General features: G+C 45.5%; 13 protein-coding genes. 7 read left to right on the plus strand and 6 right to left on the minus strand.

Going from position 1 to position 18,474, the window contains the following annotated elements; translation table 11 throughout:
• Positions 1-57 precede the first annotated feature (57 nt).
• The 5 genes from A3EU_RS0111105 (at position 58) to A3EU_RS0111130 (ending at position 5,608) form a co-directional block, all read left to right on the plus strand.
• The gene (locus A3EU_RS0111105) at positions 58-702 is read left to right on the plus strand and encodes a chloramphenicol acetyltransferase (RefSeq protein ID WP_020536236.1); all 645 of its coding nucleotides are present in this window, start codon (positions 58-60) and stop codon (positions 700-702) included.
• A gap of 248 nt (positions 703-950) precedes the next feature.
• Positions 951-1,709 carry an isoamylase early set domain-containing protein gene (locus tag A3EU_RS32720; RefSeq protein WP_020536237.1) on the plus strand — a complete coding sequence of 253 codons (759 nt, stop codon included), beginning with the start codon at positions 951-953 and terminating at the stop codon, positions 1,707-1,709.
• Between the two features lie 69 nt (positions 1,710-1,778).
• Positions 1,779-2,087: an isoamylase early set domain-containing protein gene (locus A3EU_RS0111115; RefSeq protein WP_020536238.1), complete on the plus strand. Its 309-nt coding sequence runs from the start codon at positions 1,779-1,781 to the stop codon at positions 2,085-2,087.
• Positions 2,088-2,282: 195 nt separating this feature from the next.
• On the plus strand, positions 2,283-4,229 hold the full coding sequence (gene glgB, locus A3EU_RS0111125) for a 1,4-alpha-glucan branching protein GlgB (RefSeq protein WP_020536240.1): 1,947 nt from the start codon (positions 2,283-2,285) through the stop codon (positions 4,227-4,229).
• Between the two features lie 92 nt (positions 4,230-4,321).
• Positions 4,322-5,608 (plus strand): acetyl-CoA hydrolase/transferase family protein, encoded by a 1,287-nt coding sequence (locus A3EU_RS0111130; protein ID WP_020536241.1) that lies wholly within the window; start codon positions 4,322-4,324, stop codon positions 5,606-5,608.
• On the opposite strand, the gene A3EU_RS0111135 is transcribed toward A3EU_RS0111130, so the two are convergent.
• Positions 5,603-7,333, minus strand: coding sequence for a coiled-coil domain-containing protein (locus A3EU_RS0111135; protein WP_020536242.1), 1,731 nt, complete (start codon positions 7,331-7,333; stop codon positions 5,603-5,605). The genes A3EU_RS0111130 and A3EU_RS0111135 overlap by 6 nt on opposite strands.
• A gap of 131 nt (positions 7,334-7,464) precedes the next feature.
• On the opposite strand from A3EU_RS0111135, the gene A3EU_RS0111140 reads away from it, so the two are divergent.
• Positions 7,465-8,988, plus strand: coding sequence for a bifunctional GNAT family N-acetyltransferase/carbon-nitrogen hydrolase family protein (locus tag A3EU_RS0111140; protein ID WP_026211344.1), 1,524 nt, complete (start codon positions 7,465-7,467; stop codon positions 8,986-8,988).
• A gap of 1 nt (position 8,989) precedes the next feature.
• Here A3EU_RS0111140 and A3EU_RS0111145 read toward each other — a convergent pair whose 3' ends face one another.
• The 3 genes from A3EU_RS0111145 to A3EU_RS0111160 form a co-directional block, all read right to left on the minus strand.
• The gene (locus tag A3EU_RS0111145) at positions 8,990-10,906 is read right to left on the minus strand and encodes an AAA domain-containing protein (RefSeq protein WP_020536244.1); all 1,917 of its coding nucleotides are present in this window, start codon (positions 10,904-10,906) and stop codon (positions 8,990-8,992) included.
• Positions 10,907-10,942: 36 nt separating this feature from the next.
• Positions 10,943-11,662, minus strand: coding sequence for a hypothetical protein (locus A3EU_RS0111150; protein ID WP_020536245.1), 720 nt, complete (start codon positions 11,660-11,662; stop codon positions 10,943-10,945).
• Between the two features lie 703 nt (positions 11,663-12,365).
• The gene (locus tag A3EU_RS0111160) at positions 12,366-13,094 is read right to left on the minus strand and encodes a hypothetical protein (protein ID WP_156825732.1); all 729 of its coding nucleotides are present in this window, start codon (positions 13,092-13,094) and stop codon (positions 12,366-12,368) included.
• Positions 13,095-13,155: 61 nt separating this feature from the next.
• On the opposite strand from A3EU_RS0111160, the gene A3EU_RS30120 reads away from it, so the two are divergent.
• Positions 13,156-13,800: a 4'-phosphopantetheinyl transferase family protein gene (locus A3EU_RS30120; RefSeq protein WP_020536248.1), complete on the plus strand. Its 645-nt coding sequence runs from the start codon at positions 13,156-13,158 to the stop codon at positions 13,798-13,800.
• A gap of 107 nt (positions 13,801-13,907) precedes the next feature.
• Here A3EU_RS30120 and A3EU_RS0111170 read toward each other — a convergent pair whose 3' ends face one another.
• Complete coding sequence (locus A3EU_RS0111170) at positions 13,908-14,576, minus strand: metallophosphoesterase family protein (protein ID WP_169433339.1); 669 nt, start codon at positions 14,574-14,576, stop codon at positions 13,908-13,910.
• A 459-nt stretch (positions 14,577-15,035) separates the two neighbouring features.
• Complete coding sequence (locus A3EU_RS0111175) at positions 15,036-18,344, minus strand: T9SS type A sorting domain-containing protein (RefSeq protein WP_020536250.1); 3,309 nt, start codon at positions 18,342-18,344, stop codon at positions 15,036-15,038.
• Positions 18,345-18,474: the final 130 nt, after the last annotated feature.

Here is an 18,474-nt window from a genome sequence, read left to right on the forward strand (position 1 = left end):
CCTGTATCTCAATACGGGTTTTGCTAAAACCCTCACCAAGTTCGAAGAATTACAATAATGAAAGTTATTACATTCAATAATCCCCATCGTCAAAAGCATTTCGATTTCTTTCGTAAAATGGATCAGCCTCACTTTAATCTTGTGGCTAATGTAGATATTACCCGCTTCCTGTCCTTCGTGAAGGGGCAAAAACTTCCTTTTACACCATATATAGTATACCTGCTTTCCAAAGCAGCAAATGATATTCCAGCCTTTCGTTGGCGAATTCGAGGAGAACAAGTTGTAGAACATCCTACAGTACAACCGTCTTTTACTGTACCTACGGAAGTATCAGAGGTCTTTAGTTTTTGTACGGTCGATTATGATCCTGCTGCTCCGGTATTTATTGAACGAGCGTTGTCGACGATGGAACGGATGAAAACCGCGCCAGATTTTGAAGATGAACCGGGGCGCGATGACTACCTCTTTATGTCGGCTATCCCATGGGTGAGTTTTACAGGATTGAGTCATGCTATGCATTATTCGCCAGCGGATACCGTTCCCCGCATTAGTTGGGGGAAGTATTTTACCCAGGAAAAAAAGGTAATGATGCCTTTAGCTGTACAGGCTCACCATGCTACAGTTGACGGCCGAGACATGGGGCGCTATTTTCAAAAAGTAGAAGAATTATTGTTGAATGTAGAGGGGCTTTTCAGTCTTTAGAAAAGTTTTTTTGACTTTTTTTATAAAAAATCCACTTGATACGAAAGTTTATTTCTTTCTCGTTTTGCCTATCTGGATTTGGCGAGGTAATTGTAGGCCAATAATTATTCCGAATTAGAGGCCTGATGCCACTTAATTAGCAAGGTTGGGCGTTGGAGTGACTGATATTTATCATTGATAATCAGTTGACTATGTCCTATCTTTGTTATAAGTTTGCAGCTTGGTGTAAAATTAACACTTTCTATTCGATGATTAAGAAGCAATATTCCAAATCAAAGCCTGTTTGTAAAGTCACTTTTTCACTGACTACCGATCAGGTTGGCAAGAAAGCCGAGGTTCGCGTCTTGGGTACATTTAATGACTGGAGCTGGGACAAAGGCCTAGTTTTAAGTGCCAAGAAAAAAGAGTACACAGCAACTATTGAATTACCAGCAGGTGCTACCTATGAGTTCCGTTACTTAGTTAATGGACAGGATTGGTTCAATGATGAAGCTGCTGATGACTACCAAATTACTGAATTCTTCAGCCACAATTGTGTATTGGTTGTAGATGCGGTAGAGATCAAGAAAGCTCCAGCAAAGAAAGCTGCCCCTAAGGCAAAGGCTCCAGCAAAAAAAGCGACTCCCGCTAAAAAAGCAGCTCCTAAGGCTCCTGCTAAAAAGGCCGCTCCGGCAAAAGCAGCTACTAAGGCAAAAGCTCCTGCTAAAAAGGTAGCTCCGGCAAAAAAAGCAACTCCTGCTAAGAAGACTGTCAAAGCTGACGATCTGAAGAAAATTGAAGGAGTAGGGCCAAAAATTGCGGGTCTTTTACAAGCTGACGGGATCAAAACTTTTGCAGATCTAGCAAAGGCTAAGCAACCTAAACTACAAGCGATCCTTGAGGCTGCTGGTTCTCGTTACAAAATGCATAATCCTACGACCTGGCCTGAGCAAGCTAAACTAGCTGCCGCTGGAAAATGGGATGAGCTGAATAAGCTACAGGACGAACTGAAAGGTGGTAAGCGTTAAGCTTTTTTAAGCCATAATTATTCAATCCCATTGCCTGTTTTCAAATAACAGGCGTAAAATTTGATACTCATGATTACAAAGAAATTCTTGAAATCAAAGCCTGTATGTAAGGCCACTTTTTCGCTTCCTACAGAGGCTGTTGCAACCGCTAAGAAAGTGGTTTTGATTGGTGACTTTAACAATTGGGATACCGAAGCTGGTATTTCTATGAAGAAGCAAAAGAATGTTTTCAAAACTACCTTGGATCTGGAAACGGGTAAGGAATATGAATTCCGTTACTTGTTGGACGGTGAAGTGTGGGAAAACGATTGGGCTGCTGATAAATACGTTGCTACTCCTTTTGGTGTAGAAAATAGCGTTGTAAGCACCCTGAACTAGATAAATAATTGGAAATATTATTTTCCATGATTGCAAAAGAAGCCTTTCCACTCCCCGGAAAGGCTTTTTTTATATCTTGTCTTTGCCATTGTGTACAAAATAAGTTGAGCCAGCTTTTGAAAACAGCGACTCAACTTATTTTGTGCTGTTCTTAGCTTTACTATCTTAGCAGCTAGTGTTAAAAAAAAATAGTCCATGTCGAAAGTTGAAATTTTCAGTTTACTGACGGAATTTGATGTTAACTTGTTCAAAGCAGGGAAATATTTTCGTGCTTACGAAAAACTCGGCAGTCATTCTGTTGAAGTGGAGGGTACCTGGGGGTATTACTTTGCTGTTTGGGCACCCAGTGCAAAAGCAGTATCCGTCGTCGGAGATTTTAACAAATGGAAGCGAGGATCACATAAGTTATACCCTCGGCCTGATGGTTCAGGTATCTGGGAGGGGTTTATCCCCGATTTGAAAAAAGGACTTCTTTACAAATATGCTGTTGATGCTCCTGACGGTCGCCAACTGGTCAAAGGTGATCCCTTTAGCTGGTTTTGGGAAGTACCCCCAAATACGTCTAGTGTAACCTGGGATTTATACTACGAATGGGAGGACAAGGACTGGATGAGCAAACGTCCGGAGAAAGCAGGACTAGAGCAGCCCTATAGTGTCTATGAGGCACACCTGGGCTCATGGCGCAAGAAACCAGGAGCTACGGAAACCCTTAGTTATCGCGAGATGGCGGAAGAACTTCCGGCTTACCTGCAAGAAATGGGCTTTACGCATGTAGAATTTCTACCTGTTATGGAGCATCCTTATTTCCCAAGTTGGGGGTATCAAATAACGGGCTATTTTGCTACAACAAGCCGTTTTGGGACACCACAGGATTTTATGTACTTGGTCGATAAACTTCACCAAGCGGGCATTGGTGTTATTCTGGATTGGGTACCTTCTCACTTTCCTACCGATGCTCATGGATTAGCTGATTTTGATGGTACACATCTCTATGATCACGCTGATCCACGCCAGGGTTTTCACCCCGACTGGAAAAGCAGCATTTTCAATTATGGCCGCAATGAGGTACGTTCTTTCTTGATTAGCAACGCATTGTTCTGGTTGGAGCATTTTCATATTGATGGCCTGAGGGTAGATGCTGTCGCTTCAATGCTTTACCTTGATTATAGCCGTGAAGACGGGCAATGGATTCCTAATAAATACGGAGGCAACGAAAACCTTGAGGCGATAGATTTTCTCCGGGAGTTTAATTCAACGGTCTATCAGGAATACCCTGATGTTATGACAATTGCAGAGGAATCTACGGCTTGGGCAGGTGTGAGCCGGCCGGTATATACTGGTGGTTTAGGCTTTGGGCAAAAATGGATGATGGGCTGGATGCATGACACCTTGAATTATTTCAAGCTGGAACCCATCCACCGCCAGTTTCACCACAATCAGATCACTTTTAGCATGGTATACGGGTTTACCGAAAACTTCATGCTTCCACTTTCGCACGATGAAGTCGTGCATGGCAAAGGGCCGCTATTAGATCGTATGCCTGGTGATGAATGGCAACGCTTTGCTAACCTAAGGCTGCTGTTTGGATATATGTTTACTCACCCTGGTACTAAATTACTCTTCATGGGAGGAGAATTTGGGCAGAACAGTGAATGGAATATCGAAAAAGGACTAGACTGGACTTTGCTAGAGAAAGCACATCATAAAGCCGTGAAAAGCTGGGTAGCTGATCTAAATGCGCTCTATACCAGCAGTACTGCACTGTACGAGCAGCAATTTTCACAAGAAGGTTTTGCCTGGATCAACCACGGCGACCATCAACGCAGCGTTCTATCTTACTTACGACAGGGCAAGAAGGAAGGAGATGTAATGGTTGTCATCTGTAACTTTACGCCGGTACCGCACGAAGGATTCCGAGTAGGAGTACCTTTGCCAGGAACCTATACAGAGGTATTAAACAGCAATGCAGCCAAATACCAGGGGACAGACCACTTGTTGAACCCCAAGCCTATCAAGGCAGATGAGAAGGAATGGGATAACCAGGAATACAGCATTGAGTTTAACCTTCCACCACTAGGTATAACTGTCTTTAGTGTTAAAGCTGGAAAAAAGAAAGCCAAGAAAAAAACAGCTGCAAAATAGCAGGTGATTTTTATCATCAGGAGCGCTTGAATTTCATCGCTGAAGTGATAGAGGCAGGGGGGTACCTTCGCGGGTGAAACAAACAATGACTCATGTCTATCCCCACAACGCTGAATATTACAACGGCTGCTGCTGCCGTTGAACTCGTTAAATCCGGTGACCGTGTTTTCATTCAGGGTACGGCCATGACACCAACCGAACTGGTTGATGCCTTGTGTGATCGTTATCAGGAATTGAAGAACGTGGAGTTTATTCATATTCATACAGAAGGCGTCGCTAAATACGCGGAAGCACCCTATAATGAATCCTTTCAGACCAATAGTTGTTTTGTTGGTGGGAACGTACGTAAAAATGTGAATTCTCGCAGTGGGGGATATATTCCGGTATTTCTGAGTGAGATACATTTGCTTTTTCGGCGTAATATTCTTCCACTTGATGTGGCATTGATTCAGGTTTCACCTCCCGATAAACATGGTTATTGCTCGCTTGGTACCTCGGTAGATATTGCCTTGCCTGCTGTACAGACCGCTAAAAAAGTCATTGCGCAAATCAACCCGCAGGTGCCTCGTACCCACGGAGATGGGATTATCCATGTCAGTGAAATTGACCAAGCTATCATGGTGGATCGGCCAATTATGCTGCACGAAGAGCGGCCAATGACAACGGTTGAGAAAAAGATCGGTTACTATGTGTCCAGCCTGATTGAAAATGGGGCAACACTACAAATGGGTATTGGCAATATTCCGAATGCAGTTTTACTCAACCTCAATAACCACCAACGCCTTGGTGTTCATACAGAAATGTTCTCTGATGGCTTACTACCGCTGATCGAGCGCGGCATCGTGACGGGGGAAGAAAAGAAAATCAAAACTGGTAAAATTGTAACCTGTTTTGCTGTAGGCTCACAGAAGCTCTATGATTTTGTAGATGATAATCCTTTTGTAGACTTTAAAGAAGCGGCCTTCACTAATGATACCGCTTTAATTAGGACCAACCCAAAGGTCACGGCCATCAACAGTGCCATTGAGATAGATCTTACCGGCCAGATTTGTGCGGATACCATTGGCAAGTACCAGTTTTCTGGCGTAGGTGGCCAAATGGATTTCATGCGAGGTGCCACGCTTTCTGAAGGAGGAAAAGCGATTATTGCTATGCCTTCTATTACCAATAAAGGAATATCAAAGATTACAAGTTTTCTACAGCCCGGTGCTGGTGTTACAACTACCCGTGCCCACGTTCATCACGTAGTTACGGAGTATGGGGTTGTTGACCTATTTGGTAAAAATCTATTGCAACGTGCCAAAGCGTTGATCTCTATCGCTCACCCTGATCATCGAGAACGGTTGGAGCAAGAAGCGGCAGAGCGATTTGGCTTATAAATCCCAAAAGCTTTCGACGTAGAGTTGGTACCATTCTGAGTAGTCATCGATTAGTTTACGATAGTGGAGCATATTCGGCAGTAGATCCTGTAGTAAGAAAACTCTTTCTCTGTTATCTCTGTCTTTTGTTACGGCTTTGATAGAAACGGTGTCCGCGTTTTTGGTAAAGCCAATTACTTCAATAGAAATTTCTCTTTCGGAGTGATGCTTTTCGAAGGGAGAATCTTCCGATATGATTTCATCTCCCTCATATACTCTGGCCCTGAATGGACAGATCATCTCTTCTTTGATATGGTCCAGCCAGTTTTCGTAATCAGGCTTTTCCTTATTTCGGTCTAAAACTTTAAAAATGCGCTTACGTTGCCCTATGGATAGTGGGCGGAATGCATATTTTCGCCATACTTTATAGAGGACCCCTTCGCGTGCCTCGATTTTTGAAGGAGAGGGGGCCGTGCTGGGAGCAATAACATCTTCTGGAATGCCGCCAAAGCTACCCAGGGATGCTAAATTCAACATCTTTTCAATGAACGGACGAGTCATTTTTAAGAGGGTGTCTGTACTTGCCTGAATATCGTAAAAGGTGTCTCCGGAATAACCGATAAAAGCAGACCTTACCTGCCCGTCCACGATCAGTGGTTTGCTTTGGTACTCGGCGAACGCTTCAAATTTGACCCAGGAGCCTACCGGGTATTTAGGATCAGTGGCTTCCTTTGGTTCAGCATAATTTTCTCCGAAAGGATTGAAGTCGTAGTCTTCATTTCCATCGTAATAATCATCAAAATCATTGTCGCCAAATAACAATTCGGCGAGGAGATCATCTTCTATGAGGGCATTTTGGTGTTCAATGAGCGGCTCTATGTTGGCGGTGCGTTCCACTTCCTCCAGCGCTTCAAAGTAGGCTTGCATCTCTTCTAGCGCGTCGCCGGTCATTTCTTTCGCGTTCGTAATGTCGAGTCCTTCTTTGGCGTAACTGTCAACATCGGTAAGCATTTGGCCCATTTTACTTTTGCGCAAGCTTTTTATCTCTGTACTTAGCCGTTCTTGCTGTTGTTCAAGGCCGTTGAGTTGTTGGGTCAGGAATTGGATTTTTTGTTCTAAAACATCCGTTTCGCTTTCGCTAAAATCTAGGAGGTTAAGGTCGTACTGCGTAGCTATGTTCATCAACCCCTGGAGGTCATGGCTCTGGTAAAGGCGGATGATTTCCTGTTGAATATCGTGGAAAAGCTGTTGTTCTTTGGGGTTTTGCGCATGATCTGGGTGAAATCTTTTGGATAGTTTGAGGTAGAGCTTGCGTAAGCCCTGTTGAACTTCCGGTTCGGGTGCTACATGAAATGTTGCAAAAGGATCGAAATTTCGGGCCTTTTCTTCATCAGAACCAAAATCGAAGTCGAACTCAGGATCATCAAAAGGCAGTGCTTCTTCGACCATATCGTCGATTTCCTGGTGCATCTCTTTGAATTGTGCCCGCTCCACTTTTGAGAACCGTTTGTCTTTGTGGAGACGAGCAAGAATAGCGATGATCTTTTTTGTTTGTTGCTGCATCTTTTCCTTTGCAATGGCAAAGGAACTACTGGCTTTTCGCTGAAGTTCGCCGATGCGCTCACGCATATTGTCAAGTCGGGTTTTTAGCGACTTGATCGTGGTGTTTTTTTGTTTGATTTTAGTCTGTAATTCAGCTATTCTTTCTTCTTGCTGGCGTATGAGGGGGCTCTTTTCAATACTCATAGAGGAAATTTTCACAAAATTATAGATACCTTTTCAATTTGGAAAATAATCAACCACTTAATGGTAAGAAGGATATACCTTTGCGCGCTATTGGGTACTTTATTTATTACCTTTTATCTATAACAAGAAAGATGAGCACAGAGATTGAGAATATTGAATTGCAGTTCCTTAGTCTTGATGATTACCAGGAACTCAAGGAGGCTATGATTGAAGCTTATAGTTCCCTTGAGAACAGTTACTGGCACGAAGAGCAACTGGCACGTTTGATCAATCTTTTCCCTGAAGGGCAGGTAGTTATAAAAATAAATGGGCAATTAGCAGGTTGCGCCTTGTCGATTATTTTGGATTATAAAAACTACGAAGATCACCATACGTATGCTGATGTCACAGCAAACTCTACTTTCGTTACCCACGATGCAACCGGGGACCGGCTTTATGGTATTGATGTTTTTATCAAACCTGAATTTAGGGGTTTACGTCTAGGGCGTCGTTTGTATGATTATCGTAAAGAATTGTGTGAGCGTCTGAACCTGAAAGGCATTGCTTTTGGTGGGCGCATGCCCAATTACCACACTCATTCTGACAACTTATCTCCTAAGGAGTATATCGCGGCTGTTAAACGTAAAGAAATTAACGATCCGGTACTGAACTTCCAAATCGCTAATGATTTTCACCCTGCCAAAATCCTTAAAGGTTATCTGAAAGGGGACCACAATAGCGGTGAGTTTGCGGTATTGATGGAGTGGGACAATATTTACTACGAGAAGCCAAGAGAAAAAGCATCTACTCAAAAAACGGTTGTACGCCTTGGGTTGGTGCAGTGGCAGATGCGTCGCTACCGGAACCGTATCGAGTTGATGGAGCAAGCCGAGTTTTTTATTGACGCATTGACCACTTACCGGGCCGATTTTGCGTTGTTTCCCGAGTTTTTCAATGCTCCGCTGATGGCGGAGAACAATCACCTTTCTGAACCAGATGCTATCCGTGAATTGGCTACACATACGGAGCCGATAGTAAAGCAGTTTTCGGAACTAGCGATCTCCTACAATATCAATATCATTACTGGTAGTATGCCGGAGGTGCGAGATGATCTCCTTTATAATGTAGGCTACTTGTGTCGCCGCGATGGCAGTGTAGAGCGTTACGAGAAACTACACGTAACGCCTGATGAGGCAAAGGTATGGGGTATGCAAGGAGGAAAAATGCTAAAGACTTTTGATACCGATTGCGGCAAGATTGGTATTCTAATATGTTATGACTCAGAGTTTCCCGAACTGAGCCGTCTGTTGGCGGATGAAGGCATGGATATCCTTTTCGTTCCCTTCCTGACCGATACGCAAAATGGTTATTCGCGGGTGCGTAACTGTGCCCAAGCACGAGCCATTGAGAATGAATGTTATGTGGCGATAGCTGGAAGTGTTGGCAACCTGCCCAAGGTGCATAACATGGATATCCAGTATGCGCAGTCGATGGTGTTTACCCCTTGCGATTTTGCGTTCCCATCCAATGGCATCAAAGCTGAAGCTACGCCCAATGCGGAGATGATCCTGCTTGCGGATGTCGACCTAGGGCTACTGCGTGAGCTTAACAAGTTTGGTAGTGTACGAAACCTGAAAGATCGTCGCAAGGACCTTTTTGTTTTGAAGAAGCGGTAAATTAAGCCATAAACTCCCAAGCGGTGCGGTAAGTACCGTGAGTTTCACAATATTCTAGAAAAGCGGAATAAAAGTCATCGTTGCCGATAGTAGCACTGTCGCCAACGATGACTAGTTTTTGGCGTGCTCGAGTCATGGCCACATTCATACGGCGATAATCTTTGAGGAATCCGATTTCTGTTTTTGAGTTGGAACGTACCAAGCTAATATATACCACGTCACGTTCTTGCCCCTGGAAGCCGTCGATAGTGTTGATGGTAATAGGAACGCCGGCCAAACGTTCATCGTTTTTAACGGCTTTTTTCATCATCATGACTTGCTCGCGGTAAGGGGAGATGAGTGCTATGCTTGGTAGAGGCAGGATTTCGTGAGCGTAGCAATGTTCAAGTAGGGTGTAGAGGTGCTCGCATAGAATTTGAAATTCCCCCTCATTGTAGCGACTTTGATAGGCATCTTGCACTTGTTCCTGAAAGTCGGTGCCAGCTGTGTCGATAAAGATGACGGGAGGCTCGGGGTCCTTTGGTAGCGTTTGTTGTGCTACTTGAGGCGCTGCGAGTAGCTGCCCATCATAGAACTGCTGATTCGAGAAATTCATGATGGTTTCGTGCATACGATACTGGGTTCGAAGTAAGCTGGTATGCGCTTGTCGGCGAAGGGCTTTTTCGATGAGGGTGACTTCCAGGCCGCCACGGCGAGCCTCGTGACTTTTGATCGTAGGGGGGAGTTGAAAAGGATCGCCGGTGAGTACCACTCTTGCGCCCCGAATGATCGGTATCCAGGTAGCGGGCTCAAGGGCTTGTGCGGCTTCGTCGATGACCACGGTACGGAAGGTGCGATTGCCCAACACATTATTAGCTGCACCAACCAAGGTACACGTGATCACTTGAGCGCCATCGATCAAGTTATCCAGTAGGCGTTGCTCCAGTTGGTTAGCCCAACCGTTTATTTCCCCCGCTTCGCGAAACATCTGGCCTCTATTCTGGCGTTGTTCGGCCCCAAACTTGCGTTTAAACTGCTTGGCTTTACGGCGCAATTCAGCAGCTTCAATCTTTAGTTTCTTGATTTGCTTACTATCGGGGTGATGGGCGATTTGATAGTCTAGCGTTTGATGGAGTACCTCTTCATCTACGCGACTGAGGTTGCCTATGCGAACAACATTGAGACCTTCTTTGGCAAGGCGTTCTGTAAGTAAATCAACGGCGGTATTGCTAGGTGCTGTAACGAGGACAGTGGACTCAGCTTGTAGCAATTGTTTGACAACCTGTACGAGGGTTGTGGTTTTGCCTGTACCTGGAGGGCCGTGTACGACCGTTAGTTCGTAGGAGCCAATGACATCTCTAAGGGCAGCATTCTGAGAGTCATTGAGTTGTTCGCTGCGAAGAAATTCATTGACTTCGCGGTACTGGGCTTGTGTTCGACCGAGAATCACATCACGCAACTCTGCCAAACGATTTCCACGAGCTTCGATGACGTGTTTGATCGCTTTTTCCATCTCTCGATAAGTACGATCGTCAAACAGTAAATCCACACCAATAAGACCCAAGCCCAGCCACTCCGGCAAGTCGGAGGAGTTGAGAACAATTTTCATCCGAGCTCGGTCAGTAAACTGGATGATACCACTCTGTTCAGGTTTATGAACCGATGGCTGCTTGGTAAAGAGGCTGACTGTTTTTCCTGGCCGAAACTGATCGGGCGTGTGAGGTGGCTGTCGCTCAATGATGACATAGGCACGATTACCGATGGTGTAGCCGGATTTAGTGACGGTAACTCCGCCGTACCAAGAATAACCCTCCTTGACGCGCTTCTCCAGTGGGAGGCTTTGGATTTTTTTTCGGTGATATTCCAAATCTGCCGCCTTTTCCAAGGCGAGTAATTTTTGGAGTTCCTGAAGTTCGGCAGTGATAGCAGCGGGCGTCAAATGGAAGTGTTTTAATGAAGGGCTGCAAAGATAGTATTACCAACTGTATTGTAGGCTCATTCGTACCCCTGTGTTTTCCAAAGCCAAGAGTACCTTTTCATGGTTGCGTCCACTAAAAGTAGGCCAATCAACAAGGACATCTTGCTCGATGTAGTATACTCCAAAGGTGAAACAAAAATGCTTGAAAGGAAGCAATCGTAAGCCTGTATCTACTTTGAAGCCCGGACTAACGCGGCCTCCTCCATTTACTTCTCTATAGCCAGGGAAATCGAGTCCACCACTAGCCTGGGAGAGTTCATAATGGATATGACTAGGTATTGCCAGAAGTAAATGCCCGGAAAAGTAGGGGGAGATTATTTTTTTTGCAAATGGCTCCACTTGCATGCCTAGACCAAGTTGCCAGCTATTGTAACCAATGGTTTCTTCAAAGCCATTGCCATTCCAGTTTTGCAGCAACCAAGAATCCTTAAAACCTTTATCAAAGTTGGTCTGGTTATAGCCAATCAGCAACTGGGTGCGTAGGATGTTTATGTTCTTAAATGGTTGTAAACCAATGTTTAATTCCAATACAAGGTCTCTTTGGATAACAGCGACAATATTATTCGCTTGCCAGGTGTAGGGATCGTTAGGGGAATGGTCGGAGGAATAGGAGAGGCCAATTCTAGCTTTTTTTTGTGACCAAAAGTTTTCAGTAATAGAGCCCTGTTGACCAAGTAGGAGCAGGGGGCTGAAGCAGAGGACCAGGAGAATGCGCATAAAGAGATTCTTTAATAAGTAAGACGTTAACACAACAAATTTATTAAGCTAGTTTTCGTCGCTATATCGTTGCGACCATTCTCTATTTTATGAATAGTGCTTCTACTTTTACCTCTATATTTCCAAAGCTGTAAACAACAGTTAGATTGCCTTGGATATACCAGCTTCCATCCGCTTGTTTCTCTCCTTGAAGGCAACCGGAATTAATGGCTTGAAATTCGGTTTCCAGACAATAACATATTCTTCGATAATGAGTCTTCAGCCCTGCCAACTCATTGCCCTCGGCAGAAAAACTGCTCTGAGATTCGTCTAATTCAAAAACCAGAATGTTGGTAAATTCGTCGTCGGCAACACCGGTGCTGCCCTCTGTGTCAAGGATCATCTGGAAGACATTTTTATCACCGCCGGATCGTCCCTCTTGCTCATTGGTGTTGACTTTAGATTGAGGAATGATGCTGAAGGTACATTGGTAGTTANCAGGGCAGGTATTGGTGACTATATCAGCTTCGTTAGCGTCTAGACAGGTGAAGCTACAGTTATCACAAGTAGGGATTTTTAGTGTTTCGTCATCACAACTAAAGATGAGGAAGATAGCCAGGGAGAGTGCGAGAGTTATTGTTTTCATGACTTTGGTTTGAGAGTTTTAGTTCTAGATATTTAGACAAATGTAATACTTCAAATGGTTGGTCTAATATACCGTTTATTACCAACGGTATTGTGTAGAGAGCATAAATCCAATGTTATCAGTGGCAAATAAATTATTGTCTGAAAATCTCCCAATGGATAGCGAGGGCCAATCCATTTTGATAGTTAGTAGGGAGTAGTAGATGCCTAATTTAAGGTTCCAGTGTTGTGTGATGTACAGTCGTAAGCCGGTATTGATTTCCCAACCCTGACTTAACTTTCCCCCACCATTTAATTCCATATACACTGGCAAATCTACATCAGGATCAAAATCTCGCTGAGCGACATACCTCAAATGCTCAGGGAACACCAGTAGGTAGCGCGCGCCAATGAAAGGAGAACAGCGATAGGCATGCATCACCTCCAATTGAAAACCAGTGGCGAGTTGCCAGTGATCGTAACTGATTTGTTCGGTGAAGTTTTCCCCAAACCAATTTCTGCCGAAATCCAGATTGTCCCCGGTATGGTCAATACGTTCGTAGCCAAAGTTAAGCTGCAGTTCTAAAAAGGAAAGTTTTTTAAACGGCTTGCTAGAGACCGCTATTCCGAAGAGTCCTTTGCGTTGAAGTAAGGGAATAATACCTCCCACGCTGTAGGTGTAAGTTTGGGGAGAAGAATTATCCCGCTGAGCAAAAAATCCCACTTGGATGTTATTTCGCTGGAGGAAATTTTGTGATGATGGATATGATGACTCCTGTTGAGCGGTCAATACCCATGGAAGTAAGCAAGCTAAGAGAAGTAAGCGCATGATTGTTTATTGGATTTAGAGCGTATGGACTAAAATAAGTAAAAAAAATTACCTTTATACCATGCCATTAATTCGTCATGATATTCTTATTCCTGAAGCCGAACTTGGTATTTGGCAGATCAATGAGTCCGAGCATTGGTTTATGGAAGCATTGCTGCTTTACCCCCCGGAATTGCGACAACTGGGTGGGCTAAAAGGCCGCCGCCGTACGGAATGGCTGGCCGCCCGGCAATTGGTACATCAGATGTCTGGCCGTATCAAGCGTGCCGCCTTCGTGAAGGACGAGCATGGTAAACCACGTTTAAAAGGTTCGGATTGGCATATTTCTATTTCTCATTCTCATGGTTTGGCAGCAGCGATAGCATCACCAGTGCTTTGTGGTATTGATATTCAATTTATGGTGCCCAAGATTACGCGTTTGGCGCACAAATTTTTGTGCCCGTTTGAAGCGGCAAGTATTCGCGAGGAATACGAGCTGGATCAACTGCATTTCTATTGGGGGGCCAAAGAAGCACTTTACAAAGCCTATGGCCGCAAAAAGCTTGACTTTATTGACCATATCAAAGTGGAACCTTTTCTCTACGAAGCTGCCAAGGGCCAAACAACGGGCAAAGTTGTCAAAGATGGAGAGGAGTTGGATTTTGATGTCTTCTACGAGCGCTCTGCGGAAGGGTATATGCTGGTGTGGGCGATGGCAATTGGGTAATTTCTACGGAAGGAAATGTTAAAAAAACGTTTTTTCTGAATATTTCCACCTCTGAAAGGTCTGCCTGCAATAGAATGTTATGAGTGGCTTTTGGCGCAAGGTGCTATCTATCCAATAAACTCCTGAAAAGTCAACTTGGCTTCTGTCAATTCCAGGGCGCACAGTTTCCCCAAGCCATCGATGTGGGTAAAGGCGCAGCCGTTGTCGATGAAAATATCGGGCGTGGTATCGGCGGCTTGTAGGTAAAGTTTTATGGCCTCTGTTTTGATGGGCGTGTGACCATGGACGACGATGCGGCCATTGAGCCACTGTCGGTCGATATTGGCGCGCCAGTTGCGGAGCCAAAGCATGGCATGATAATCACTGAGTGGGTTGGTGGTCTTGAAGTTGAGGCCAGCGTGTACAAGGATGTATCCATCGACTTCAAAATAGTAGTCGAGCTGGTTCATCCATTTGATATATTTAGAGGGGATATTTTTGGCGTGAGACACCCCGAAGCTGTCCAATAAGTTGCGATCTCCACGGTCGTAGAGGGACCTAGAGTCGTTGTACAAATCCAGCAGCATTTGTTCGTGGTTGCCGCGTAAGCAATAGACCGGGTAGCCCGATTCCTGAAGGTGCCAGATAAAATCGATGACGCCTTTGCTATCAGGGCCGCGGTCGATATAGTCGCCTAGTAAATAGAGTTCATCGTCGGGCGTGAGCCCGATTTTGCTGATCAATGCCTCGAAGGTGAGGCGACAGCCGTGGAGGTCAGAAATGGCAAATTTTCGCAAATTGTAGTTGTAATTTATAAAGACATTGTACTGCAATGTCTGCTTGACATTAGTGGAGCAGGATCGCAATATTTATTTGTACAATAATACCGCAAAAATGGTTCATTTTTGATGTTAGTGTCTCTACGTAAAATGGCATCCATGAAAAATAGTTTCAAAAAATCGGTCCACATTCAGGAACGGGATCCATTCCTAAAATGCCAATAACAATGCCCAAGCCTAACGCGCAAGGCAAGGCCTGAAGCGCGACGGGCCGGTAGGCTCGTAACAGCAAGGGATGGAAGTGGAATGCGCGCAGCGGAGCGAGCACATTATAACGTACAGCCCGGCCGCCCCCGGCAACGGGTGGCGGTGATGCCAAAAAAAATAGCCCCACCCAAAAAGGATGAGGCTACTATAAACTTGGAATTTAGGATGTAATACGACAAAGCGTAAACAAATGTCAATGGGGTTTAATCATCATTTTACCATTAGCTTGCCTTGGGCAAGGGGCCGCTGTCCGTCAAATAGGCGGAAGAAGTAGAGGCCACCTTGGAGGAAAGCATCTCGATCAAGCGTCAGCTGTTGTCCACTGAAAGCTTGCTGGCTGATTAGGCGACCTTGTGTGTCGTAAATCAAGCATTGGCCATCGTTGATGTCTAGCCCTTGCAGGGTAATTAAACTGGAGGTTTGTAAGGGGTTAGGGGCTACGCTGAAGCTGAGGCCTGGTACGAGAATCTCTTGTGTGCCTACGAGGATAAAGTTTTCGCCGATGGTATGGCTGACCGTATTGGTGACGACCGCCTCGTTGAAATCGAAGTAAATATCGGCGGTATTTTCAATGATGGTGCCAATGGGGTTGTCAGGCAGCTGGCGAATAGAGAACTGTACAAAACCGTTAGATGCCTCGAAGTTGATGGTACTGTCTGGCAGCATGATATCGTCGAAGTGGAAGAGCAGTTGGCCATCTTCTTTCAACTCCATGNGATAGGGGTGGCTGGACGCGCCGGGTACGAGGCTACTGAGATCGAGGTGCTCGCTGACTTGGTCTTCGATGCGCACATTGAAAGCCGTATCCGTGCCTGTATTTTGGAAACGAATGAGGTACTCTAGTGGCGTGTTGGCTTCGATGAAATGCTGGTCGCCGTAGCCACGTGGCAAAGCTTGCTTGTCGTTGGGGTCCCAAGATCCGATATTCTCGACACAGAGCTGGTCAACATTTGGCTTGGTGCTTTCCAGTAGGAATTGGGTGGCAATACCAGGGGTGAAGCCGCCACAACCCTCTACGAAATCTGCTGCAATGCCGCCAAATGGGTAGCTGTTGTCTTGCTCGATTTCAAGCCGCCAGGTAGCACCATTGGCAGGGAAGCTGATGGCTTCGCTTTGCCCTGCATCCAGTTGAAGAGGTGTTTGGTTCATGTACATGATGACATCTTCAACGATGCGGTAATTTTGGGCGGAAGCCATGTCACTGGTGCCGGTGTTGGCGATCGTGAAATTCACTTGGCCACTGCCAGGGTCGCAATCGCCAGAGACCGTAAGCTCGGCGAAACTGGTGGCGGGGATACAAGTGAAGGGGAGAATAGCTGCCTGTACGCAGTGGGTAGCTCCCAAAGTAGCTTCACAACTCAGGCCAACGGTGAGGTTGATTAGCCCAGCGCTCGCTGGCGNAATGGTGCCTAAGTCGAGTTCGTACTGTCCGTTGCCCAAGTCGGTGAAAGGAACGTCCGCATCCATCAAGGTCATGAAGGGGTCTAAGTTAATGGTGATGGAGGCATCTTCCGCCGTCAGGTTTGAGTAGTTGGCGTAGTTCAGGTACAGTTGGTTGTCAAAGCAACGCCGCAGGAAGGGCGCTGATACATCAACCGTGAGATATGTACAGTCATCTACTAATATCGCCGGGAAATCGATGGTGTTAATGGATTCGGTGACTTCGGGAATGGTAATACTGGACACACAGCCAGAGGTAACGCCTGTAGGCAAGAGAAGCTGGACTTCTACATTGATTAAATCATCGCCAAACCAGTTGAGGAAGGCGGTGTAAGTACCCTCTGTGTTGGTGGTGGCGAGGAAGGTGCGGTTGGAGTTGGTACTGGAAATGAGGACTTGCCAGCCGCCGAGGCCTGTTTCGCCGGTATCCAGGTCACAATTTTCGTTATCATCGAGAAATACTTGGCCGGTAAACAGGCTGAGTACCCCTTCGACAGTGATTACACTGAGGCAGTAATTGGCGTTTCCGCTGGCATCTACAGCCCACATTTCAACAGGATAATTACCTGCAATCGAAGGGATTGTTATAGGCCCTTCGGGGGGTAAAGTACCATCCGAGTCAGCTTCTAATATGATGCGAAGCTCTACATCACTACACCAGTCGAAACTCCCTGCGTTGATGTCTTCGGCCCAAATGACGAGGTCTTCGCTTGGGTTGGCGTAAACATTAATTTGGCTGGTGCAAACTACGATAGGAGCGGTATTGTCATTTTCGCAGTCGCCGCCCAGTGAATTAACCGTGACAACGGTGACGCAGGAGCTACTGTTACCAAAGTTATCGGTCGCCCAAACTTCAACGGGATATTCACCGGTCTCGGAGAAGGCCATTTCAAAGTTGGAAGTGGGGGCACCGGTGCTTTCAACGAGTAAATTGAGGCTAAGGGTAGGAGTGACGGTACAATTGTCGGCGTAGATATCTAAAAGCTCAAAAGCATTGACAAAGGTAGCACTTGCACCTGGGTTGATGGTCGCAGTGGGCGAAGGCTCACATGTGATTACGGGAGCTTCGTCATCAGTAGTACAGTCGTCATTGTTCAGGTCGATAACGCTCACATTGGCAAAGCAGCTACTAAAATTACCACTGGCATCTTCGGCATAAATCACCACTACGTAATCATCAATAACAGGAGGAAGTTGTAAGGAGGTAGTGGTAGGAGGAGTACCCGTGTTATCGGTATCGAGATTGATGGTTAGCTGCACGTTTCCACAGTTGTCGTAAGAACCTTCATCAATATCTTGTGCCCATAGGATGACCCCAAAATCAGGGATAGCACTCAGGGTGAGGCCGTTCTCACATATAGCTACAGGCGACTCCTCGTCGTTATCACAAGGATCGTCGGCACCTTCAATTATCTCAACGTAAGTGGTGCAAAAGGTGGCATTTCCTGCATCGTCAACGGCCCATACTTCTACAGGGTATTCTGCTGCAGCGTTGAATGTGATATCTATTTCGTTTTGCGGAGCACCTGTACTTTCGGAAACCAGGTTGATACTGAAATCGGGAGAGGTGTCACAATCTTCTGTGAAACTTTGGATAATATCTTGGGCGAAGATCGTGGCAGTACCGGTGCTGCCACTCAAGGCTGCCACGAGACCATTGATGCAGAGGATTTCTGGTGCTTCGTTATCATCGCTGCAATCACCGTCGTTGACGCCGGTTATATTGACTTCACTGAAGCAGTTGCTCCAGTTGCCGGAGGGGTCAATGGAGTATACAATCACGTAATAAGTGCCAATGGCGGGAGGGATAGTTACCGAAGTTGTTGCAGGAGGTGTACCTGTATCGTCGGCGGGGGTGGTTAAACGTAGCGTTACCGGCCCACAATCATCGAAAGAGCTTTCGACGATATCGGTAGTGGAAAGGGTGATGTCGCTGCCTTCGGTGGCAATGAGGTTGATATCGGTGTTGCAAATGACGACGGGACCAATAACATCGTTGTCACAATCCTGTGCTTGCAGGAAAGAAGAGCCAAAAAGCAGTAAGAAGAAAAAAGTTAATAGTTCGTTTTTGCTTTTCATGATTGAAGTTTTTGTTCTGGGATTCTAATTAAATAGATAGGTATTTTAACCTATTATTAAAACTTACAATGCAAAAGTGATGCAAATGAAGGGTAATTACAAAGACAAAAAATAGTAATTGTAGAGTAGT

This window comes from Lewinella cohaerens DSM 23179, from assembly GCF_000379805.1.
Lineage (GTDB): Bacteria > Bacteroidota > Bacteroidia > Chitinophagales > Saprospiraceae > Lewinella > Lewinella cohaerens.

Excerpts from the sequence above, each read along its gene's own strand:
- A3EU_RS0111105 (WP_020536236.1), top strand. The coding sequence starts at position 58 with ATGAAAGTTATTACATTCAATAATCCCCATCGTCAAAAGCATTTCGAT.
- A3EU_RS32720 (WP_020536237.1), top strand. The coding sequence starts at position 951 with ATGATTAAGAAGCAATATTCCAAATCAAAGCCTGTTTGTAAAGTCACT.
- A3EU_RS0111115 (WP_020536238.1), top strand. The coding sequence starts at position 1,779 with ATGATTACAAAGAAATTCTTGAAATCAAAGCCTGTATGTAAGGCCACT.
- glgB (WP_020536240.1), top strand. The coding sequence starts at position 2,283 with ATGTCGAAAGTTGAAATTTTCAGTTTACTGACGGAATTTGATGTTAAC.
- A3EU_RS0111130 (WP_020536241.1), top strand. The coding sequence starts at position 4,322 with ATGTCTATCCCCACAACGCTGAATATTACAACGGCTGCTGCTGCCGTT.
- A3EU_RS0111135 (WP_020536242.1), bottom strand. The coding sequence starts at position 7,333 with ATGAGTATTGAAAAGAGCCCCCTCATACGCCAGCAAGAAGAAAGAATA.
- A3EU_RS0111140 (WP_026211344.1), top strand. The coding sequence starts at position 7,465 with ATGAGCACAGAGATTGAGAATATTGAATTGCAGTTCCTTAGTCTTGAT.
- A3EU_RS0111150 (WP_020536245.1), bottom strand. The coding sequence starts at position 11,662 with ATGCGCATTCTCCTGGTCCTCTGCTTCAGCCCCCTGCTCCTACTTGGT.
- A3EU_RS0111160 (WP_156825732.1), bottom strand. The coding sequence starts at position 13,094 with ATGCGCTTACTTCTCTTAGCTTGCTTACTTCCATGGGTATTGACCGCT.
- A3EU_RS30120 (WP_020536248.1), top strand. The coding sequence starts at position 13,156 with ATGCCATTAATTCGTCATGATATTCTTATTCCTGAAGCCGAACTTGGT.